Below are 22,045 nucleotides of genomic sequence, written 5' to 3'. Positions count from 1 at the left end.
CTTTTCCGTCAGCTCCACCGCTGCCACGTTTCCGCCAAAGAGGCCTCCGATGACGAGCATGTCGCAGTCCTCGCCGTCGACGTCTTTATGCTTTGTCATGTCAATGCAGTCCCTTCGTGCGACAGGGTGTGTAGTTCGTTCTTTTCTATTGAGCGGCAATGGATTGCGAACGTTCGTTCGTTACATCCCTCGATCAGGGAGCCGCCCTCAGTAGAAGTTTCCGACGCAGCCACTTCCCCATTTCCGCGATGGCGTCACCGACCTCGGGCACGCGGCCGGCGCCCATGATGAACGAGTGTTGACCGTGCTGAACGGACTGCAGATATTGATTGTTGCCAGCCGCTCTTGCTCGCAGCGCGAACTGCACCGCCTCATCCGCGAGTAACTCGTCAGTGCCGTAGAAGACTGCGATCGGGGGAAGGCCGCGTAGGTCGGCCCTAAGCAGGTTCACCCGCGGATCGCTCCAATGCACACCCGTTCCATCGAGCCAGCATGACCGGAAGAGTTCCAGCATCGCGCGCGTCAGCACCATGTCTACATCGGCATGGGTATCGATGGACTTGCATGAGAGCGTCAGGTCGCACCAGGGCGAGATGGACAGAATCGCGCCAGGTAGTGCGGCCCCCCTGTCGCGCAGCGACAGGGCCAGGTTGACAGCGAGCGTGCCGCCGAAGGAGTGCCCGACGACGGCGATGTTCTCCGGTTGGTAGCCCTGGCCAAGCAGCCAATCGTAGGCCCTCTCAACGTCTTCGGTCTGCGCAGGAAACTTGTGCTCCGGCGAACGCCGGTAGTTGATCACCAGCGACCGCATGCCGGCGGCCTTGGCGATGTGCGCGGCGGGCTTCCGGTCGGAGTGCATCGACGCGACGACGCTGCCACCCATGTGGTTATGCAGCAGAACGGCGCGGGGCTCGCAATCGGTGGGAACACACCAGAGGGCTTCGACCCCGCCGGCATCCACTTCCGCGTATGTGACGCCTTCGGGTTCTTTCGCCGCAGTGTGCACCGTCTCGACGATGTCCCGAATGGTGGCGAGGTCGAGATGGGGATCCGATAGGCGCTCGCGCACGGCGGAGCAGAATTTCACGAACTCTGTAGATTCGATGCTTGTCATAGGGCTACCTTTCGGTTCTGCGTCGGTTGTAGTGGTCAGGGTCGAATATGGCTGCGCCAGAGGAAATCTCAGTTGTCAGTTCCGGTGAGTGCTGCAATGCGGTCGAGCAGTCGGAGAGTGTTTCGCTTCCTGCTCATGTCATCGAGTCAATGCCGCATCGCGTCGCATGTCCAAGTCCTGATTCGTATGACGAGATGCAAATTACGCATCATGGCTGCGCACTAGGCACACCCCCGTCTCGGGGTTACAGTGAGCTCATGACTGATTCGGTATCGCGGGTGGTGGATCTCGACCTGCGACTGGTCGGATACTTCGCCGCAGTGGCCGAACACCGGCACTTCGGCCGCGCCGCGGCCGCGCTGCGCGTCGCGCAGCCATCGCTGAGCCGGCAGATTCGCCGTCTAGAGCAGCAAATAGGCGTCCGCCTGTTTGACCGCACGCCGCAAAGTACCCGGCTCACGGAGGCCGGCGAGGTGTTCCTGCCGCGGGCAAAGGCGCTGCTGCGCTTGGCCGCCCAGGCCACGGCACAAGCCAGGGACGCCGCCCAGCCCGGCCGTATCACCATCGGCTACACAACAGGCATGATCATCACCCCGGTCGTGCGCGCGTTGCGTCGCGAGCACCCCGACGCGGACGTACACACCCAGCACCTGGAGTGGAACCAGCCGCGCGATGCACTGCTCGACCACCGGGTGGACGCGGTGGTTTGCGCACTGCCTTTTTCCACCGACCAGCTGCGCGTCACGATCCTCTACGACGAGCCCCGGGTGGTGCTCCTACCGATCGACCACCGGCTCGCCGGCAGGCAATCGGTCACTCTCGACGACATCGCCGACGAACCAATCCCGAAATTTCGAGACTGCGACCCGGCCTGGAATGACTTCTGGCGCATCGATCCCCGGCCCGACGGGAGCAGGGCGCCAGAAGGTCCACTCTTCGAAACCCTCGACGACGGGTTAGAACTCGTCGCAGCCGGGCGGGCGGTTGCCATCACGACCGGTTTTCACAAGCGCTTGCGACCCGACATCACCACCGTCCCCCTGGAAGGCGTCGAGCCCGGCCATATGGTCTTGGCGAGCCGCGCCGGGGACCGCAGCCGTCTGGTGGCGGCATTTAGCAAACTCGCCGCGGCACACCTCACCGCCCGACGCGGGATTGGCGTTTCGGGCGACGGGGCCGAACCCGGCCAACTCGCCGCACCCGGCCGGTGAAGCCGCTTAGCGCTTGGTGACCAGTCCGCCCGGTGGACTTTCGTCAACGTCGTTGAGGATCAACTCGCGCACGGCCTTGCGCGGTCCGTAGGGCCGCAGCATGGTGCTGGCCGGCCGTGGACGCACGTGCTGCGGCCACCAGAACCAGCGCCCAAGCATGGTGGCAAGCGACGGGGTCATGAACGACCGCACGATCAAGGTGTCGAACAACAGACCCAGCGCGATCGTCGTACCCACCTGGGCCATCACCCGCAGCGGGCTGAACATGAACGTGGCCATCGTGGCGGCGAACACCAGGCCGGCAGCGGTCACCACCGAGCCCGAACCAGCCATCGCGCGGATCGTGCCCGTCTTGAGCCCGGCGTGGATTTCCTCCTTGAACCGCGATATCAGCAGCAGGTTGTAGTCCGAGCCGACCGCCAGCAGCAGGATGACCGCCATCGCCAGCACCATCCAGTGCAACTTGATCCCCAGGATGTACTGCCATAGCAGCACGGAGAGTCCGAACGAGGCGCCCAGCGACAGCAACACCGTACCGACGATCACGAAGGCCGCCACGACGCTTCGGGTGATCACCAACATGATGACGAAAATCAGTGTGGCCGCGGCAATTCCGGCGATCAACAGGTCGACGTTGGAGCCGTCGTGCATGTCCTTGTACGTCGCGGCGGTGCCGCCGAGGTAGACGTGGGCGCCCTCCCAGGGCGTGCCCTTGATCGCCTCGTGCACGGCCTGCTTGATCGGCTCGATGTGGCTAATGCCCTCAGGAGTCGCCGGGTCGCCCTCGTGGGAGATGATCAACCTGACAGCGTGCCCGTCCGGCGAGATGAACTGTTTGAGACCCCGCGCGAAATCCGGGCTCTTGAACGCCTCCGGCGGAAGGTAGAACGTGTCGTCGTTCTTCGCTTTATCGAAGGCATCACCCTGCGCGGTGGCGTTGTCGGCCTGCGCCTTCGCCTGGTCGTTGAGCCCCGTTGTGGTCGCATAGTTCGACATGATGGTGTCGAGGTTGTGCTGCTGGCTCTCGATCTGCGGCGGTATCAGGGCCACCAGCTTCGGCTGGATCTGATCCAGCTTGTCCAGATTCGCGCTGAGGTTCACGATGTTCTCAGCAATCTGGTCGATGCCGTCGAGCGCGTTGAAGATCGACCGGATCGCCCAGCAGACCGGGATGTCGAAACAGTGCTTCTCCCAGTAGAAGTAGCTTCGGATCGGCCGGAGGAAGTCGTCAAAGTTGGCGATCTGGTCGCGCAACGACTCGGTGATATGCACCGTTTCCTTGGTGAGCTTGGTGGTTTCGTGCGTGGTGTTGCTCAGATCCTGGGTGGTCTGCATCTGCTCATGCAGAACCCCGATCGTCTTGCGCAGCTCGGCCGCCTGGTTCAGCAGGTTGTTCGCCTGCTCTTCTTGGTAGTGCTGCGTCTGGAGCCGGCCGGCGGCTTGTGCGCCCATCTGAAAACCGAGGGTGCTGTGGTCGAGCGGCGTGCCCAACGGCCGGGTGATCGTCTGGACTCGGCCGATACCGGGGATGCGGAAGATCGCCTTGGCGACCTTGTCCAGGACGATGAAGTCGGCCGGGTTACGCAGGTCATGATCCGTCTCGATCATCAACAGCTCGGGATTCAGCCGAGCCTGGTCGAAGTGCCGATCGGCGGCCGCATAGCCGACATTGGCCGGGGTGTCTTGCGGCAGGAAGTGGCGGGTGTCGTAGTCCGTCTTGTAGCCGGGCAGAGTGAGCAGGCCGACTAAGGCGGCGGCGATGGTCACCGCGAAAACCGGTAGGGGCCAACGGACGATGGCGGTGCCGATGCGTCGCCAGCCCCGGGTCTGCAACGATCGCTTCGGGTCCAGCAGTTTGAAGAACGATGCCACGGTCAGGATCGCCGGTGCCAGAGTCAAGGCGGCGAGGACCGCGACGAGCATACCGACGGCGCAGGGTATGCCGAGTGTCTCAAAATAGGGCAACCGGCAGAAGCTCAGGCAATACATCGCGCCGGCAATGGTCAGCCCCGACCCCAGCACGACGTGGGCCGTGCTGTGGTACATCGTGTAGAAGGCTTGTTCCCGCGTCTCGCCCAGACCGCGGGCCTCGTGGTAACGACCGACCACAAAGATCGCGTAGTCGGTTCCGGCGGCGATCGCCATCAGCACGAGCATGTTATTGGCGAACGTCGAAAGCCCCATGATGCCGTAATTTCCGAGCGTCGCGACGACACCGCGGGCCGCGAGCAACTCGACGAAGACCATGCCCAGCATGATCATCATGGTGATCACCGACCGGTAGACGAACAGCAGCATCACGATGATCACCGCGAACGTGACGAGAGTGACCAGCAGGACGCCTTTCTGACCCGCGTGGGACTGATCGGCAAACAGCGGACCCGCCCCGGTGACGTAGGCCTTGATCCCCGGCGGCGCGGGCACCGATTCGACGATCTTGCGGACGGCATCCGTGGATTCGCTGGACTCGGCGCTGCCCATGTTGCCGGCGAGGTAGACCTGGACGTACGCGGCCTTTTGATCGTGGCTCTGGGAGCCCGCGGCGGTCAGCGGATCACTCCAGAAATCCTGGACGTGCTGGACGTGCTTCTTATCCTGCTCGAGTCGCTTGACGATCTCGTCGTAGTAGCGGTGGGCCTCCGCCCCCAGCGGCTTGTCGCCTTCCAGAAGGATCATCGCCGAGCTGTCGGAATTGAACTCCTTGAACGTCGATCCGACGCGCATCATCGACTGGAAGGACACCGCGTCGGTAGGGCTCTGCGACACCGATTGCTTCTTGGAGACGACCTCGAGCTGCGGAGAAATGGTGTTGGTGACGAAGACGATGCCCAGCCAGATCAAGACGATCGGCAGCGCCAGCCGATGGATCATCCGCGGCAGGAACGGTGGGATCAGTGGCTGATCGACGCGCGGCGGAGCCTCGGTGGTCTCGCTCATGCGGACTTGTCCAGGCAGTAGACGAAGGCATTGACGTTTTCGTTCGCGGGCGACTGGTTAGCACCCTTGATCGTCTCACCGCGCCCGTCGTGGTTGTCCACGACGAAGTGGCAGGCGATCCAACTCCCGTCTCCTTGCGCTACCAGGTTTGCCGGGATTCCGGGTTTCGTTGACTTCAACACTGTGCTCCAGGGCAAGGGGACGTTGAGGGCCTGCTGCGGATGGGAGTTCTCGTCAAGGTAGTTGATGGTTGCCGTGCTGCCCGGTGAGCCCCAGACCTCGAGCGTGATCGTCTTGGCGTTGAACTCGTCGAGAACCTCGCCCGACGTGCCACCACCGAACGAACCTTTGTGGACGCCGAAGACACCGTGCAGCCGGTACACGAGGAACCCGGATAGCGCGACCACGGCGACGATCGTGACCACCAGCCAGTATCTGGCGAACAGCCCCTTCTTCCGGGCGGGCTGTCTGCCGAGTTTTTCCTCGGTGCTTGGGGGAGCCTTGGGATCTAGCGACTCTCTCCGTGGCTCGGTGGTGGTCATGGCGCTTTCCTAATCAGGGGCGAAGGCTGCTCAACAAATTGGGTTAGAGGTAACCTTAGCCCTTCTAACCTAAACCGAGATGGTACGGCCTTCACATCCCCATCTGCGCCATCCGCGAACTCCGACACTCCCCGGAGCAAAGACAGTATCCACTGCGCGTTCATCTTTCGAGCTCGTAGCCAGAGTTCTTGTTTCGGCTACGGTCACGCGCAGCCGAATACTTTCCGCGGTGGCGAAGCGTTGATACTCGGCGCCATACGGCGCTTGCCTGCGTAAACATTGGTGGGCGCGGACGGTATCGAACCGCCGACCGCTGGTGTGTAAAACCAGAGCTCTACCACTGAGCTACGCGCCCCTGAAACCGAACGGACCCGCAGCAGGTTACCTGGCGCAGGCCGTAGCACCCAAAATTTTCAGGCCCGCAAAGCGGCCAGCGCGTCGGTCCACAATCCCTGATCGCGCGCCTCCCCCGGCTCTTTCATCTCCGCGAATTGGATGATCCCGGCCCGGTCGATGACAAACGTGCCGCGATTCGAATAGCCGGCCTTCTCGTTGAACACCCCGTACGCCTGGCTTACCTCGCCGTGCGGCCAGAAATCCGACAGCACGGGAAAGGTGAAGCCGCTTTCGACGGACCAGATCTTGTGGGTCGGCGGCGGGCCCACCGAGATGGCCAGCGCCGCGCTGTCGTCGTTCTCGAACTCCGGCAGGTGATCGCGCAACCGGTCCAGCTCACCCTGACAGATTCCGGTGAACGCCAGCGGGAAGAACACCAACAGCACGTTCTTGGCCCCGTGAAAGCCGCTCAGGGTGACGGGCTGCTGGTTTTGATCACGAAGAGTGAAGTCCGGGGCCGGGGTTCCGACCGGCAGCATCAACGCTTCCCGGCGCCGCGCGACTTCGGCTGTACCAGGCGGCTGGCGCTCCAGTCGGCGAGGTTGACCGACGAGGTCGGCATCAGACCCGCGGTGGGCGCCGCCTCGGCGATCTCGGCGGGCAGCACGTGCCCGGGCTTACCGGTCTTCGGAGTCAGCACCCAGATCACGCCGTCCTCGGCCAGCGGGCTGATCGCGTCCATCAGGGTGTCGACCAGATCGCCGTCGCCCTCGCGCCACCACAGCAGGGCCACATCGACGACCTCGTCGGTGTCTTCGTCGAGCAACTCGCCGCCACAGGCGTCCTCAACGGCGGCGCGGATGTTGTCGTCGACGTCCTCGTCCCAGCCCCACTCCTGGACAACTTGGTCTCGTTGCACGCCCAGCTTGCGAGCGAAGTCCGAGGCGTCATCCGCCGCGACCACCGTGGGGCCTCCTTCTACCGTGCCGGACGTGCGATTGGGGAATATCGTCGCACAACCAGGCGCCGAGCCATACTCCGCCTCAAAAGGATGCCAGGCAGAGCTTCAGCGCCGCGGTCTTGGTCTTGTTGAGGCGATCGACCCGCCGGTTGAATTCCCCCGTCGGCGCGTGAGTGCCGATCGCGTTTGCCACGTCGTGCGCCGCGTCGACGTACGCGTTGAACGCGTCCTTCAGCTGCGACGACAGCGCGTCATTGAAGCTGTTGCTCACCGTCGAGGCGCTGTTGTTCAGCGCGTCGACGGCCGGGCCCTCGGTCGGGCCGGTGTTGCGGCCGGCGTTGAACGCCCCGACGAAGACGTTCACCTTGTCGATCGCCTCCTTGCTGGTAGTCGCCAAGGAGTCGCACGAGCTGTGCACAGCCTTCGTCGTCAGCGATTGCTGGCGCTGGGATTCACGCACGCTGGACGTCGCCACCGAGGCAGACACCGACGCGGACACCGATTGCCGGTAGGCCGGGGCCGCCTTCGTGTCGGGGCCGGCCGTCCCACTCGTGACGGTCGTGCACCCCACGATGCCCAGCAGCGCCGCCGCGACGCAGCCGACCGCCAGCACACCTCGCCTCGGGAAGTTCCCGACGCTCGCACGCGGGCCAGCAGGCCATCCGGTTGGCACAGGTCCTGACGTTACCGGGTCACGCGTCCTAGGGCCCGGAACGCATGGCCGATGCCACCGCGGGTGAACGTTCGTCAGCGAACGGGCCGCGGCTACCCGCTCCAGGCGGCGGTACGGCACGATAGTGACGAACGCGCATGCAGAAAATCCGCCAACAACAGGAGTAGTGCGTTGACGACCGAGTTCGCACGCCACGATCTGGCCAAAAGCCCAAGCAGCGGAAGCGAACCCGACCGGGTCCGGGTCATCCGCGAAGGTGTGGCGTCATACCTGCCCGACATCGACCCCGAAGAGACCTCGGAGTGGCTGGAATCCTTCGACGAACTGCTGGAGCGCTCGGGTCCGTCGCGGGCCCGGTACCTGATGCTGCGGTTGCTGGAACGGGCCGGCGAACAGCGCGTCTCCATCCCGGCGCTGACGTCCACCGACTACGTCAACACCATCCCCACCGAGCTCGAACCGTGGTTCCCCGGCGACGAGGACGTCGAGCGTCGCTACCGCGCCTGGATCCGATGGAACGCCGCGATCATGGTGCACCGCGCCCAACGCCCGGGAGTCGGTGTCGGCGGCCATATTTCGACGTACGCCTCGTCGGCGGCGCTCTACGAGGTCGGCTTCAATCACTTCTTCCGCGGCAAAACGCACCCCGGCGGCGGCGACCAGGTGTTCATCCAGGGTCACGCCTCCCCCGGGATCTACGCGCGCGCCTTCATGGAAGGCCGCCTGACAGAGGACCGGATGGACGGCTTCCGTCAGGAGCACAGCCACCCCGGCGGCGGCCTGCCATCCTATCCGCACCCGCGGCTGATGCCCGACTTCTGGGAGTTCCCCACGGTGTCGATGGGCCTCGGCCCGATGAACGCCATCTACCAGGCCCGCTTCAACCACTACCTGCACGACCGTGGCATCAAGGACACCGCCGATCAGCACGTGTGGGCGTTCCTCGGCGACGGCGAGATGGACGAGCCGGAAAGCCGCGGCCTGATCCAGGTGGCCGCCAACGAGGCGTTGGACAACCTGACCTTCGTCATCAACTGCAACCTGCAGCGCCTGGACGGCCCGGTGCGCGGCAACGGCAAGATCATCCAGGAGCTGGAGTCGTTCTTCCGGGGCGCCGGCTGGAACGTCATCAAGGTGGTGTGGGGTCGCGAGTGGGACGCGCTGCTGCACGCCGACCGTGACGGCGCGTTGGTGAACTTGATGAACACCACGCCCGACGGCGACTACCAGACCTACAAGGCCAACGACGGCGCCTACGTGCGCGATCACTTCTTCGGCCGCGACCCGCGCACCAAGGCGCTCGTCGCGGACATGAGCGATTCGGAGATCTGGAACCTCAAGCGCGGAGGGCACGACTACCGCAAGGTCTACGCCGCCTACCGCGCCGCCGTCGACCACAAGGGCCAGCCCACCGTGATCCTGGCCAAGACCATCAAGGGCTATTCGCTGGGCGCGCACTTCCAGGGCCGCAACGCCACGCACCAGATGAAAAAGCTTGCGCTGCAAGATCTCAAGGACTTTCGCGACGCAATCCGGATTCCGATCAGCGACGCCCAGCTGGAAGAGGATCCCTACCTGCCGCCGTACTACCACCCCGGCGCGGAGGCTCCCGAGATCCGGTACATGCTGGACCGCCGCCGTGCGCTGGGGGGCTTCGTGCCCGAGCGCCGGACCAAGGCCAAGGTCCTCAAGCTGCCCAACCGCGACATTTACGCCCCGGTGAAGAAGGGTTCGGGCACCCAGGAGGTCGCCACCACCATGGCGATCGTGCGCACCTTCAAGGAAGTGTTGCGGGACAAGGAGATTGGCCCGCGCATCGTGCCGATCATTCCCGATGAGGCACGTACCTTCGGCATGGACTCGTGGTTCCCGTCGCTGAAGATCTACAACCGCAATGGCCAGCTTTACACCGCCGTGGACGCCGAATTGATGTTGGCGTACAAGGAAAGTGAGATCGGCCAGATCCTGCACGAGGGCATCAACGAGGCGGGGTCGACGGCGTCGTTCACCGCGGTCGGCACGTCCTACGCGACGCACAACGAGCCGATGATCCCGATCTACATCTTCTATTCGATGTTCGGATTCCAGCGCACCGGCGACGGCCTGTGGGCCGCGGCCGACCAGATGGCGCGCGGCTTCGTGCTGGGGGCCACCGCGGGCCGCACCACCCTGACCGGTGAGGGCCTGCAGCACGCCGACGGGCACTCGCTACTGCTGGCCGCCACCAACCCGGCGGTGGTCGCCTACGACCCGGCGTTCGCCTTCGAGATCGCCCACATCGTCGAGAGCGGGCTGGCCCGGATGTTCGGGCAGGACCCGGAGAACGTGTACTTCTACATCACCGTCTACAACGAGCCCTACGTGCAGCCGCCGGAGCCGGAGAACTTCGATCCCGAAGGCGTGCTGCGGGGCATGTACCGCTACCACACGGCCACCGAGCGCCGCTCCAACAAGGCGCAGATCCTGGCTTCCGGGGTGGCGATGCCGTCGGCGCTCAAGGCCGCCGAGCTGCTGGCCGCCGAGTGGGACGTCGCCACCGACGTGTGGTCGGTGACCAGCTGGGGCGAACTCAACCGCGACGGTGTGGCGGCGCAGCGCGAGCAGCTGCGCCACCCCGACCAGCCCGCGGGCACGCCATACGTGGCCAGGGCGCTGGCCGACGTCAGCGGGCCGGTCGTCGCCGTCTCGGACTGGATGCGCGCGGTGCCCGAGCAGATCCGGCCGTGGGTGCCGGGCACCTACGTCACGCTGGGCACCGACGGCTTCGGCTTCTCCGACACCCGACCCGCCGCGCGCCGCTTCTTCAACACCGACGCCGAATCCCAGGTGGTGGCGGTGCTCGAGGCGCTGGCCCGCGACGGCGAGATCGACCCGTCGGTGCCGGTCGCGGCGGCCCGCCAGTACAAGATCGACGACGTGCTGGCGGCCCCGAAGCAAACGTCGGACCCCGGCGTCGCCTGAGCCCAAGCGGGCGGCCGGCAAAGACCGTGGCCCCAAACGGGCCTTGCCTTGGCGGAATCTGCTAGAAAACGGGCGTAGATTTTAGGGGTGAATGACAACCCCTTCGCCGGGCCGTTTGCCAAGCACCCGAGGTCACCGCTCGAGATGCTGGACGTTGTCCCCGATTCGGTGCTGCGGCGGGTGAAGCAGTACTCGGGCCGGCTGGCCACCGAGGCCGTCTCGGCCATGCAGGAGCGGCTGCCGTTCTTCGCGGACCTGGAGGCGTCGCAGCGCGCCAGCGTCGCGCTGGTGGTGCAGACCGCGGTGGTGAACTTCGTCGAGTGGATGCAGGACCCGCACAGCAACGTCATCTACACCGCGCAGGCGTTCGAGCTGGTGCCCCAGGACCTGCGGCAACACATCTCGTTGCGGCACACCGTGGACATGGTGCGGGTCACGATGGACTTCTTCGAGGAGGTCGTGCCGCTGCTGGCCCGCTCCGAGGAGCAGCTGACCGCCCTCACGGTGGGCATCCTCAAGTACAGCCGCGACCTGGCGTTCGCCAACGCCAGCGCGTACGCGGACGCGGCCGAGGCCCGCGGCACCTGGGACAGCCGGATGGAGGCCAGCGTCGTCGACGCGGTGGTTCGTGGCGATACCGGCCCTGAGCTGCTGTCCCGTGCGGCCGCCTTGAACTGGGACACCACCGCCCCGGCCACGGTCCTGGTGGGGATCCCGGCGCCCGGCGACGGCAGCAACGGCCAGGACGGAAGCGGACGGGCCAGCCAGCACGTCCGCGACATCGCCACTCATCACGGCCGCGCGGCGCTCACCGACGTCCACGGCACCTGGTTGGTGGCGATCGTGTCCGGCCAGGTGTCGCCGACGGAGAAGTTTCTGGGCGACCTGCTGGCCGCGTTCTCCAACGGCCCGGTGGTCATCGGGCCCACCGCCCCGATGCTGACCGCGGCGTATCACAGTGCCAGCGAAGCGATTTCGGGGATGAACGCCGTCGCCGGCTGGCACGGCGCGCCGCGACCGGTGCTGGCCCGAGAGCTGTTGCCCGAGCGGGCGCTGATGGGCGACGCCTCGGCGATCGTCGCCTTACACACCGACGTGATGGGGCCGCTGGCCGAAGCCGGTCCGACCCTTGTTGAAACCCTTGACGCTTTCTTAGATTCCGGCGGCGCGATCGAGGCCTGCGCGCGCAAATTGTTCGTTCATCCAAACACGGTGCGTTATCGGCTCAAGCGCATCACCGACTTCACCGGCAGAGATCCCACCCAACCGCGCGACGCCTACATCCTGCGAGTGGCCGCCACGGTCGGCCAACTCGACTACCCCACGCACGCGTTTGGTGGAGTCAACAACGCCCCGCCGCCTGTTCCGTTGCCGGTCAGAGGGGCTTCTGCCGCCTCATCAGCGCAATAGTGATCCAGGCAACAGATCGCGGGATGGTCTCAAAGACGTAGCTTACGGGGGTGTTTTGTAGGTTCTCCACAAAAACCTAAGACGAGGTTCATAATCTGTTACACCCGCCAAAACCGTTTCCACAGTGTTCTCTTAAACACGTGATTGCATTGCTTGCGCCCGGACAGGGTTCGCAGACCGAGGGGATGCTGTCGCCGTGGCTGGAACTGCCCGGTGCGGCAGATCAGCTGGCTCTGTGGTCGAAGGCTAGCGGCCTGGACCTGGTTCGCTTGGGCACCACCGCGTCGACGGAAGAGATCACCGACACCGCCGTCACCCAGCCGTTGGTCGTCGCGGCCACACTGCTGGCCCACCAGGAGTTGACCAAGCGCCGCCTGTTCGCGGGTGAAGAACTGGTCGTGGCCGGCCACTCCGTCGGCGAGATCGCGGCCTACGCGATCGCCGGTGTGCTGGGGGCCGATGACGCCGTCGCGCTGGCCGCCACCCGCGGCGCCGAGATGGCCAAGGCGTGCGCCACCGAGCCGACCGGCATGTCCGCGGTGCTGGGCGGCGACGAGGCCGAAGTCCTGGGCCGCCTCGAGCAGCTCGACCTGTTCCCCGCGAACCGCAACGCCACCGGTCAGATCGTCGCCGCCGGCGCGCTGACCGCGCTGGAAAAGCTCGCCGAAGACCCCCCGGCCAAGGCCAGGGTGCGCGCCCTCGGCGTGGCCGGAGCGTTCCACACCAAGTACATGGCATCGGCCCTCGACGGCTACGCCGCCGCGGCGGCCGCGATCTCGACCGCCGAGCCCACCGCCACACTGCTGTCCAACCGCGACGGCAAGGCGGTAGCCTCGGCGGCCGCGGCGATGGACGCCCTGGTCGCTCAACTCACCCAGCCGGTGCGCTGGGACCTGTGCACCGCAACGCTGCGTGAGCACGATGTCAAGGCGATCGTGGAGTTCCCGCCCGCGGGCACTCTCGCCGGTATCGCCAAGCGAGAACTTCGGGGGGTTCCGACGCGCGCCGTCAAGTCGCCCGCAGACCTGGACGAGTTGGCCGACATCTAACGCCAGCTCCATTCAGGACAACCAAAAAGCACATCAGTTCGATTTGCACACAACACATTACGAAGGGAAAAGGCTGTGGCCGTTAGTCAAGAAGAAATCATCGCCGGTATTGCCGAGATCATCGAAGAGGTCACCGGTATCGAGCCCTCCGAGGTCACCCCGGAGAAGTCGTTCGTCGACGACCTGGACATCGACTCGCTGTCGATGGTCGAGATCGCCGTGCAGACCGAGGACAAGTACGGCGTGAAGATCCCGGACGAGGACCTCGCCGGTCTGCGCACCGTTGGCGACGTCGTCTCCTACATCCAGAAGCTCGAGGAAGAAGACCCCGAAGCCGCCGCAGCGCTGCGCGCCAAGCTCGAGACCGAGAACCCCGACGCCGTGGCCAACGTCAAGGCAAGGCTGGAAGCGGACAGCAAGTGACCAAGCCTTCCACTGCTAATGGCGGTTACCCCAGCGTTGTGGTAACCGCCGTCGCGGCGACGACATCGATCGCGCCGGACATCGAGGGCACGTGGAAGGGCTTGTTGGCCGGCGAAAGCGGCATCCGCGTACTCGAAGATGAATTCGTCACCAAGTGGGATCTGGCCGTCAAGATCGGCGGACACCTCAAGGAGTCCATCGACGATCACATGAGCAGGCTCGACCTGCGACGCATGTCCTACGTGCAGCGGCTCGCCAAGTACCTGAGCACCCAGCTGTGGGACAACGCCGGCAACCCGGAACTCGACCCCGACCGCTTCAGCGTCGTGGTCGGTACCGGGTTGGGTGGCGCCGAGCGGATCGTCGAGAGCTACGACCTGATGAACGAGGGCGGCCCCCGCAAGGTGTCGCCGCTCGCCGTTCAGATGATCATGCCCAACGGCGCCGCGGCGACCGTCGGGTTGCAGCTCGGGGCCCGCGCCGGGGTCATCACCCCGGTGTCGGCCTGTTCGTCGGGCTCGGAGGCCATCGCTCACGCGTGGCGTCAGATCGTCATGGGTGACGCCGACGTCGCCGTCGCCGGCGGTGTCGAGGGTCCCATCGAGGCTCTGCCCATCGCGGCGTTCTCGATGATGCGGGCCATGTCGACGCGCAACGACGAACCGGAGCGGGCGTCGCGGCCGTTCGACAAGGACCGCGACGGCTTCGTCTTCGGCGAGGCCGGGGCGCTGATGATCATCGAGACCGAGGAGCACGCCAAGGCCCGCGGCGCCAAGCCGTTGGCCCGACTGCTCGGTGCCGGTATCACCTCGGACGCCTTCCACATGGTCGCGCCCGCGGCCGACGGTGTTCGCGCCGGCCGCGCAATGACCCGCGCGCTGGAGCTGGCCGGTTTGTCCCCCAAGGACGTCGACCACATCAACGCGCACGGGACGGCGACACCGATCGGTGACACCGCCGAGGCCAACGCGATCCGGGTTGCCGGATGCGAGCACGCCGCGGTCTACGCGCCAAAGTCGGCACTGGGCCACTCCATTGGTGCGGTCGGGTCGCTGGAATCGGCGCTCACGGTGCTCGCGCTGCGAGACGGCGTGATCCCGCCAACGCTGAATTACGAAACACCCGATCCCGAGATCAATCTCGATGTTGTCGCGGGCGAACCTCGCTACGGCGATTTCCGTTACGCAATCAACAACTCGTTCGGGTTCGGCGGCCACAACGTGGCCCTCGCCTTCGGGCGCTACTGAGAACACGGAAGGAACGTTCGTACAAGCATGACAGAGTTGGTTACCGGTAAAGCATTCCCAAACGTGGTCGTTACCGGCGTTGCCGCGACGACCGCACTGGCAACCGACGCCGAGAACACCTGGAAGTTGTTGCTCGACGGCCAGACTGGGATTCGAACCCTCGATGACCCGTTTGTGAAGGAGTTCGACCTGCCGGTGCACATCGGCGGGCACTTGCTGGAGGAGTTCGACCAGCACCTCACGCGAGTCGAGCTGCGTCGGACGGGCTACCTGCAGCGGATGTCCACCATCATGGGCCGGCGGGTGTGGGAGAACGCCGGCTCACCCGAGGTCGACACCAACCGGTTGATGGTGTCCATCGGCACCGGCCTGGGCTCAGCCGAAGAGCTCGTTTTGAACTATGACGAAATGCGCGCGAAGGGGTTCCGGGCAATCTCGCCCCTCACCGTGCAGAAGTACATGCCCAACGGTGCGGCAGCGGCGGTGGGCTTGGAGCGGCAAGCCAAGGCGGGAGTGATCACGCCGATATCGGCCTGTGCGTCCGGGGCCGAGGGCGTCGCCCACGCCTGGCAGCAGATCGTGCTGGGCGAGGCCGACATGGCGATCTGCGGCGGCGTCGAAACAAAGATCGAGGCGGTGCCGATCGCCGGGTTCGCCAACATGCGCATCGTGATGTCGACGAACAACGACGATCCCGGTGGTGCGTGCCGCCCGTTCGACAAGGACCGCGACGGCTTCGTGTTCGGCGAGGCCGCCGCCCTGATGACCATCGAGACCGAAGAGCACGCCAAGGCCCGCGGCGCCAACATCATCGCCCGGATCATGGGCGCCAGCATTACCTCGGACGGCTTCCACATGGTGGCACCGGACCCCAATGGAGTCCGTGCGGGGCATGCGATCTCACGTGCCATCGAGCTCGCAGGTCTCACCCCCGGCGATATCGGCCACGTCAACGCTCACGCCACCGGCACTCAGGTCGGTGACGTGGCCGAAGGCAGGGCCATCAATAACGCCATGGGCGGTCACTACCCCGCGGTCTACGCTCCGAAATCAGCGCTCGGCCACTCGGTCGGTGCGGTCGGCGCGTTGGAATCGATCCTGACCGTGCTCGCGTTGCGCGATCAGGTGATCCCGCCGACCCTGAACTTGGTGAACCTCGATCCAGAGATCGATCTAGATGTGGTTGCAGGTAAGCCACGGCCTGGTAACTACCAGTACGCCATCAACAACTCGTTCGGTTTCGGCGGTCACAATGTGGCGATCGCCTTCGGGCGGTATTAGACCCGGCGGTAGTAACCCCTGACATCACCGGAACACAGGAGATTTGCGATGACACTCATGGCCCCCGAGGCAGTCGGCGAGTCGCTCGACCCCCGCGATCCACTGTTGCGTCTGAGCAACTTCTTCGACGAGGGCACCGTCGAGCTGCTGCACGAGCGTGACCGCTCCGGTGTGCTGTCGGCCGCGGGCACCGTCAACGGTGTGCGCACGGTCGCGTTCTGCACCGACGGAACGGTGATGGGCGGCGCCATGGGCATCGAGGGGTGCCGCCACATCGTCAACGCGTACGACACCGCCATCGAGGAGCAGAGCCCGATCGTGGGCATCTGGCACTCGGGTGGGGCCCGGCTGGCCGAGGGCGTCAAGGCGCTGCACGCGGTCGGGACGGTCTTCGAGGCCATGATTCGCGCGTCGGGCTACATTCCGCAGATCTCGGTGGTCGTCGGTTTCGCCGCCGGCGGTGCCGCCTACGGCCCCGCGCTGACCGACGTGGTCATCATGGCGCCGGAGGGCCGGGTGTTCGTCACCGGCCCGGACGTGGTGCGCAGCGTCACGGGCGAGGACGTCGACATGGCGTCGCTCGGTGGACCGGAGACTCACCACAAGAAGTCCGGTGTGTGCCACATCGTCGCCGACGACGAGCTGGACGCCTACGCGCGCGGCCGCCGGTTGATCGGATTGTTCTGCCAGCAGGGTCATTTCGACCGCAGCAAGGCCGAGGCCGGCGACACCGACATTCACGCGCTGCTGCCCGAATCGTCCCGGCGGGCCTACGACGTGCACCCGATCGTGACCGCGATCCTCGACGAGGAAACCCCGTTCGACGAGTTCCAGGCCAACTGGGCGCCATCGATGGTGGTCGGGCTCGGCCGGCTGTCCGGCCGGACGGTCGGCGTGCTGGCCAACAACCCGCTGCGCCTGGGCGGCTGCCTGAACTCCGAAAGCGCCGAGAAGGCAGCGCGTTTCGTGCGCCTGTGCGACGCGTTCGGCATCCCGCTGATCGTGGTCGTCGACGTCCCGGGCTACCTGCCCGGTGTGGACCAGGAGTGGGGCGGCGTGGTGCGCCGCGGTGCCAAACTGCTGCACGCGTTCGGTGAGGCCACCGTCCCGCGGGTCACGCTGGTGACCCGAAAGACGTACGGCGGGGCCTACATCGCGATGAACTCCCGCTCGCTGAACGCCACCAAGGTGTTCGCCTGGCCGGACGCCGAGGTCGCCGTGATGGGCGCCAAGGCCGCCGTCGGCATCCTGCACAAGAAGAAGCTGGCCGCCGCCTCCGACGACGAGCGCGAGGCCCTGCACGACCAGCTGGCCGCCGAGCACGAGCGGATCGCCGGTGGCGTGGACAGCGCCATCGAGATCGGCGTGGTGGACGAGAAGATCGACCCGTCCCACACCCGCAGCCGGATCACCGAGGCGCTGGCGCAGGCACCGGCGCGCCGCGGCCGCCACAAGAACATTCCGCTCTGATCCGTTAGCCCTAACGGCACAGGATCGTCGAAACCGCCTGTCGCAAGGCGCCTTCCGGGTCGGCGGGTAGTTCGTCGGCGCGCCAGCCGACGAAGTCGTCCGGCCGCACCAGCAAGGCACCGCCGGGCCCGAGCCGGGTGATGTCCGCCCACTCTTCACTGACGATGCGATGCGCGGCGATCGACGCCGAAGCCGCTGCGGCGCACCAGCGCTCGTCGCGGGTGAGCACCGTGAACGTCGAACCGATCAGGTCCAGCGTCGAGACGCCCTCACCCACCCACGCGTGCGGGACACGGGTCCCAGGCTGCCCGCGCAGCTCGTCCACCCGCTCGGCGTCGTCGGGGCCGCTGCCCAGCACCGCGGCCGAGCGGTAGCGGTAGCCGATGAGCAACTCGAACATCGGGCGCTCTTCGTCGGGCGGCAGCAGCGGTCGGTCGTCGTCCAGCCGGAGCAACGGGATCGTCGGGCCGGCTAGGGACTGACGGGCGGCAAAGCGCCCGACCGGATGCCGCTCGGCGTCGAAGGTGGACAGCAGGCCGGAACCCGCCGTGCCCTGCACGACCGCGGCGAGCTTCCAGGCCAGGTTGTGCGCGCTCTGGATGGCGGTGTTGGCTCCCCCGGCCTTGAAGGGCGGCATGGTGTGGGCGGCGTCGCCGACGAGAAAGGCTCGCCCGCACTGGAATTGGCCAGCCACCTGCTCGTAGGGCTGCCACGCCGCGGCCTCGATGATCTCGAGATCGATCGTTTCACCGATCGCCTTGGTCAGGATGTCGCGGCAGCGCTGCTGCGTGAATTGATCCGCCGTCTCGCCCTTGGCGGGGAAGTACGTGGTGATGAACATGCCGAGGTCGCCCTCGGCCGGGATGAAGATGCCTTGTGCGTCAGCATTTTTCACCTGGACGCCGTCGCCGTCGGCCAGGTTCGCGACGAACCTGCGCCAGGGCCCGCGAAAGTAGATGAAGACGACAAAGATCGGCAGCGCGCCGTAGCCGGCCGTCGCGATGCCCAGCGCGGTGCGGGTCGGGCTGTGCACGCCGTCGGCGGCGACGAGGTAGTCGGCGTGGATCGTCTCCGTGGATCCGGTGTCCAGATCACGCACGACGGCCGTGACGCCGCGCTCGTCGGATTCGAACGAGCACAGCTCGGTCCCGTAGCGCACCTCGCTGCCGCGCCGCCGGGTCTCGGCGAGCAGCATCGGCTCCAATCTGCTCTGCGGCAGGTACTGCACGGCGCGCTCGGGGCTGAGCTCGTCCAGGCCGGCGAAAATCGCGTCCAGGTCGATCGCGGGCTCCTCGTACGGACTGTTCAGCGTTGGCCTGGCCACCACCGTCGACTCCTGGTGGGCCAGCGCGTGCACCTGGTCGCCCAGGCCCAGGCCGCGCAGGATTTCCAGGCTACGGAAGCTGAGGTTGCGGGCCTTCGGGTAGAGGAAGATCTCACGCCGCTTTTCCACCAGCAGGGCGCGAACGCCGTGCTGGGCCAGCAGCGCTGAACTGGCCAGCCCCGCGGCGCCGGCGCCGACGATGAGCACAGGGACGTGGGTGACTTTCATGGCCCCTCCTGAGGCTAGGCGGAACGAATCAGTTCCGTTCACGTCCAGAGTGGCACCGATGACGGCAACCCGCAAGTTTGTTAGTCGGTGGCAAGCGGCAGCAGTAGCTGATCCAGCACCCGCCGCACGTAGACGCGGTCGATCGGCCGCCCCGTCAGCACGCGCAGCACGTTGAGTCCCAAGAGGGCGTCGGGTATCAGCGACGTGTCCCGGTCGGCCGGGATCTCGCCCCGAGCCACCGCCTGGTCGAGAACCGTCCTGACGATCTGGCGCGGAATCGACAGCACCAGATCGTCCAGCGCGGCGCTGAGGACGGGATCGTGCACCGCCGCGGTCGCCACGCCGAGGATCACCCTGATCATGCTCGACCCGGCCTCATCGACCTCGGGAACCGCGGCCACCAGGGCGTTGAGGTCGCCGCGGAGGGTTCCGGTATTCGGTGGCGCCGCCGGCGCGCGTCCTCGCCGCCAGTGGGCGATGGCCTCGGCGACCACCGTGGCCTTGGAAGACCAGCGCCGATAGATCGCCGCCTTCCCGACGCCCGCGCGGGACGCGACGTCGTCCATGGTCATCCGGTCATAGCCGCGTTCACCCATCGCCGCCAGCGCGGCCTCGAGGATGATGGCGTCCAGCGACGGGTCGAAGCGGCCCGGATTCTTGCCCAGCGACCGCCGCGGCGGACGGGCCGCCCGGTCGCCTCCCGCGCTATCGGCTGTCACGGCGAATTCCCTCACAGTAGCGAGACGTATTAGTTCCATTTAAACTACCAGGAACTCCTCCGCGATGGCCGCAACGCGTTCCCGGTCGCGCGGCACCAGGCCGATCCGGGTCCGGCGGTCGAGGATGTCGTCAGCGCTCAGGGCGCACTCGTGTGTCACCGCGTATTCGAACTCCGCGCGGCTCACGTCGATGCCCTCGACGACGGGCTCGGTCGGGCGCGCACAGGTGGCGGCGGCGAGCACAGTCGGCGCCTCGGCGCCGTAGCGTTCGACCAACGACCGCGGCAGACCCGCGCCCGGGCCGGCGGCCGGACCGGGGTTGGCCGGCGCGCCGATCAGCGGCAGGTTGCGGGTCCGGCAGTCCGCGGCCTTCAGCCCGCGCAGCCGGATGGCGCGGTCCAGTATGTCCTCGGCCATGTAGCGGTATTCGGTCAGCTTGCCGCCGATGATGCTGATGACCCCGGACGGCGACTCGACGACGGCATGATCGCGCGACACGTCGGCGGTATTGCCCTCGCCGGTGTCCACGAGCGGGCGCAGGCCGGCGTAGGCACCGACCACGTCCGCCGTCGTCAGCGACGTCTGCAGCGCGGTGTTCACCGTGTCCAGCAGGAACGAGACCTCGCCGGCCGAAGGCTCGGGCGTATCGGGAATCGGGCCGGGAGCATCCTCGTCGGTGATGCCGAGGTAGATGCGGCCCAGTTGCTCGGGCATCGCGAACACAAAGCGGTTGAGCTCACCGGGGATCGGAATCGTCAGCGCCGCAGTGGGATTGCCGAAGGTGCTGGCGTCGAACACCAGGTGGGTTCCGCGGCTGGGCCGCAGCCGCAGCGACTCATCGATCTCCCCGGCCCACACGCCCGCCGCGTTGATCACCGCGCCGGCCGCCACGTCGAACGATTCGCCCGTGCGCTGATCGGTCAGCCGCGCGGAGGTGCGGGTGGCCTCGGAAGCCGCTACGTACGTGAGGATCCGGGCGCCGTGCTGTGCGGCGGTGCGCGCGACGGCGACGACCAGCCGCGCGTCGTCGATCAGCTGCCCGTCGTAGGCCAGCAGGCCGCCGGCCAGGCCGTCGCGCCGAACCGTCGGCGCCAACTCCAAAGCGTGTGCCGCGGAGATCCGGCGCGATCGCGGCAGGATCGACGACGGCGTGCCCGCGAGCACCCGCAGCGCATCCCCGGCCAGGAATCCGGCCCGCACCATCGCGCGCTTGGCGTGGTTCGTCGACGGCAGCAACGGGACCAGCTGCGGCATCGCGTGGACGAGGTGAGGGGCGTTGTGCCGCATCAGGATTCCACGTTCAATGGAGCTGCGCCGGGCGATGCCCACGTTGCCGGTGGCCAGGTAGCGCAGACCTCCGTGGACGAGTTTCGAGCTCCAGCGGCTGGTGCCGAACGCCAGATCGTGCTTTTCCACCAGCGCCACCCGCAGGCCGCGCGAGGCGGCGTCGAGGGCGATCCCGGCGCCGGTGATCCCGCCGCCGATCACGACAACGTCGAGCGGTTCGCCGCCGGCCAGCGCGTCCAGGTCGGCTGCGCGGCGGGCGGCGTTGAGGGTGGCGGTCATCAGGACAGGTATCCGTTGAGCGAGTGCGTGAGCTCGACGGCCAACGCGTCGGCGTCGAGGATCGGCCGGACGATCTGTTCGGACTGAATGGTCGACTGGGCGATCAGCAACACCATCGTGGCCATCTGCAACGGGTTGCCGGCGCGGACGCTGCCGTGGCGCTGCGCGGCGCGCAGCCGTTCGGCGAGGGCGCCGATCAGCATCTGCTGGCTGGCCCCGAGGCGTTCGGTGATGTAGGTCGACGCCAGCTGCGAGTGCATCACCGACATCACCAGCTCGTCGCTGCGCAGCAGGTTGGCCACCGCAACGATCTGCTGTACCAGCGACTCGCGGTCGTCGCCGAGCAGCGGCGCGTCCTGCATCACTTCGGTGATATGCCTGGTCAGCACCGCCGCCACGATCGACGGCGTATCCGGCCAGCGCCGGTAGACGGTCGGCCGGCTGACGCCCGCCCGGCGCGCGATCTCCGCGAGGGTCACCCGATCCACGCCGTAGTCGACGAGGCAGCTCGCGGCGGCCGAAAGGATCCGCTCGCCGATGTCCGCAGGCGCGTTACTGATTGACAGCATGTGTAATACTGTAACGCATGACGG

The 22,045-nt window shown here is 66.5% G+C and carries 18 protein-coding genes and 1 tRNA gene; 8 read left to right on the top strand and 11 right to left on the bottom strand.

Annotation, left to right across the window (positions count from 1 at the left end; all coding sequences use genetic code 11):
- Window positions 1-193: 193 nt before the first annotated feature.
- The gene (locus tag MRAB57_RS20245) at window positions 194-1,114 is read right to left on the bottom strand and encodes an alpha/beta hydrolase (RefSeq protein ID WP_077088927.1); all 921 of its coding nucleotides are present in this window, start codon (window positions 1,112-1,114) and stop codon (window positions 194-196) included.
- A 257-nt stretch (window positions 1,115-1,371) separates the two neighbouring features.
- Between MRAB57_RS20245 and MRAB57_RS20240 the strand changes: the two genes are divergently transcribed.
- On the top strand, window positions 1,372-2,325 hold the full coding sequence (locus MRAB57_RS20240; protein ID WP_083743475.1) for a LysR family transcriptional regulator: 954 nt from the start codon (window positions 1,372-1,374) through the stop codon (window positions 2,323-2,325).
- A 6-nt stretch (window positions 2,326-2,331) separates the two neighbouring features.
- Here the strand turns inward: MRAB57_RS20240 and MRAB57_RS20235 are convergent, their stop codons facing one another.
- The 6 genes from MRAB57_RS20235 to MRAB57_RS20210 all read right to left on the bottom strand — a co-directional run bounded on the left by MRAB57_RS20235 (window position 2,332) and on the right by MRAB57_RS20210 (window position 7,774).
- Window positions 2,332-5,262, bottom strand: coding sequence for an MMPL/RND family transporter (locus MRAB57_RS20235; protein WP_077088926.1), 2,931 nt, complete (start codon window positions 5,260-5,262; stop codon window positions 2,332-2,334).
- Entirely contained in the window at window positions 5,259-5,804 is a 546-nt protein-coding gene (locus MRAB57_RS20230; RefSeq protein ID WP_077088925.1) for an MmpS family transport accessory protein, read from the bottom strand. The genes MRAB57_RS20235 and MRAB57_RS20230 overlap by 4 nt, the downstream gene beginning before the upstream one ends.
- A gap of 280 nt (window positions 5,805-6,084) precedes the next feature.
- Window positions 6,085-6,159, bottom strand: a tRNA-Val gene (locus tag MRAB57_RS20225).
- A 58-nt stretch (window positions 6,160-6,217) separates the two neighbouring features.
- A complete protein-coding gene (locus tag MRAB57_RS20220) occupies window positions 6,218-6,679 on the bottom strand; it encodes a peroxiredoxin (RefSeq protein ID WP_077088924.1) in 462 nt (153 codons plus the stop codon).
- Window positions 6,679-7,104 (bottom strand): DUF3052 domain-containing protein, encoded by a 426-nt coding sequence (locus tag MRAB57_RS20215; RefSeq protein ID WP_077088923.1) that lies wholly within the window; start codon window positions 7,102-7,104, stop codon window positions 6,679-6,681. The genes MRAB57_RS20220 and MRAB57_RS20215 overlap by 1 nt, the downstream gene beginning before the upstream one ends.
- 79 nt (window positions 7,105-7,183) lie before the next feature.
- Window positions 7,184-7,774, bottom strand: a complete 591-nt coding sequence (locus MRAB57_RS20210; RefSeq protein WP_077088922.1) for a hypothetical protein — start codon at window positions 7,772-7,774, stop codon at window positions 7,184-7,186.
- Between the two features lie 171 nt (window positions 7,775-7,945).
- Here MRAB57_RS20210 and aceE point away from each other — a divergent pair, with 171 nt between their 5' ends.
- The 7 genes from aceE (at window position 7,946) to MRAB57_RS20175 (ending at window position 17,615) form a co-directional block, all read left to right on the top strand.
- The gene (gene aceE / locus MRAB57_RS20205; protein ID WP_077088921.1) at window positions 7,946-10,735 is read left to right on the top strand and encodes a pyruvate dehydrogenase (acetyl-transferring), homodimeric type; all 2,790 of its coding nucleotides are present in this window, start codon (window positions 7,946-7,948) and stop codon (window positions 10,733-10,735) included.
- A gap of 87 nt (window positions 10,736-10,822) precedes the next feature.
- A complete protein-coding gene (locus MRAB57_RS20200) occupies window positions 10,823-12,145 on the top strand; it encodes a PucR family transcriptional regulator (RefSeq protein WP_077088920.1) in 1,323 nt (440 codons plus the stop codon).
- Window positions 12,146-12,285: 140 nt separating this feature from the next.
- Window positions 12,286-13,194, top strand: a complete 909-nt coding sequence (locus MRAB57_RS20195) for an ACP S-malonyltransferase (protein ID WP_077088919.1) — start codon at window positions 12,286-12,288, stop codon at window positions 13,192-13,194.
- 75 nt (window positions 13,195-13,269) lie between these two features.
- Window positions 13,270-13,617, top strand: coding sequence for a meromycolate extension acyl carrier protein AcpM (acpM, locus tag MRAB57_RS20190; protein WP_077088918.1), 348 nt, complete (start codon window positions 13,270-13,272; stop codon window positions 13,615-13,617).
- Window positions 13,614-14,864: a 3-oxoacyl-ACP synthase KasA gene (kasA, locus tag MRAB57_RS20185; protein WP_077088917.1), complete on the top strand. Its 1,251-nt coding sequence runs from the start codon at window positions 13,614-13,616 to the stop codon at window positions 14,862-14,864. Before acpM ends, kasA begins: the two co-directional genes overlap by 4 nt.
- A 27-nt stretch (window positions 14,865-14,891) precedes the next feature.
- Window positions 14,892-16,145, top strand: a complete 1,254-nt coding sequence (gene kasB / locus MRAB57_RS20180; protein WP_077088916.1) for a 3-oxoacyl-ACP synthase KasB — start codon at window positions 14,892-14,894, stop codon at window positions 16,143-16,145.
- A gap of 48 nt (window positions 16,146-16,193) precedes the next feature.
- Entirely contained in the window at window positions 16,194-17,615 is a 1,422-nt protein-coding gene (locus MRAB57_RS20175; protein WP_077088915.1) for an acyl-CoA carboxylase subunit beta, read from the top strand.
- Window positions 17,616-17,625: 10 nt separating this feature from the next.
- Here MRAB57_RS20175 and MRAB57_RS20170 read toward each other — a convergent pair whose 3' ends face one another.
- The 4 genes from MRAB57_RS20170 to MRAB57_RS20155 all read right to left on the bottom strand — a co-directional run bounded on the left by MRAB57_RS20170 (window position 17,626) and on the right by MRAB57_RS20155 (window position 22,021).
- Window positions 17,626-19,167: an FAD-dependent monooxygenase gene (locus MRAB57_RS20170; protein ID WP_077088914.1), complete on the bottom strand. Its 1,542-nt coding sequence runs from the start codon at window positions 19,165-19,167 to the stop codon at window positions 17,626-17,628.
- A gap of 80 nt (window positions 19,168-19,247) precedes the next feature.
- A complete protein-coding gene (locus MRAB57_RS20165) occupies window positions 19,248-19,886 on the bottom strand; it encodes a TetR/AcrR family transcriptional regulator (RefSeq protein ID WP_245835967.1) in 639 nt (212 codons plus the stop codon).
- Between the two features lie 39 nt (window positions 19,887-19,925).
- Window positions 19,926-21,452 (bottom strand): glycerol-3-phosphate dehydrogenase/oxidase, encoded by a 1,527-nt coding sequence (locus tag MRAB57_RS20160; RefSeq protein WP_077088913.1) that lies wholly within the window; start codon window positions 21,450-21,452, stop codon window positions 19,926-19,928.
- Complete coding sequence (locus MRAB57_RS20155) at window positions 21,452-22,021, bottom strand: TetR/AcrR family transcriptional regulator (protein ID WP_077088912.1); 570 nt, start codon at window positions 22,019-22,021, stop codon at window positions 21,452-21,454. Before MRAB57_RS20155 ends, MRAB57_RS20160 begins: the two co-directional genes overlap by 1 nt.
- Between the last annotated feature and the right edge of the window lie 24 nt (window positions 22,022-22,045).

The organism is Mycobacterium rhizamassiliense (assembly GCF_900157375.1).
GTDB lineage: Bacteria > Actinomycetota > Actinomycetes > Mycobacteriales > Mycobacteriaceae > Mycobacterium > Mycobacterium rhizamassiliense.
Note: the sequence above shows the minus strand (reverse complement) of the source record. Positions and strands in the feature narration are given on the sequence as shown.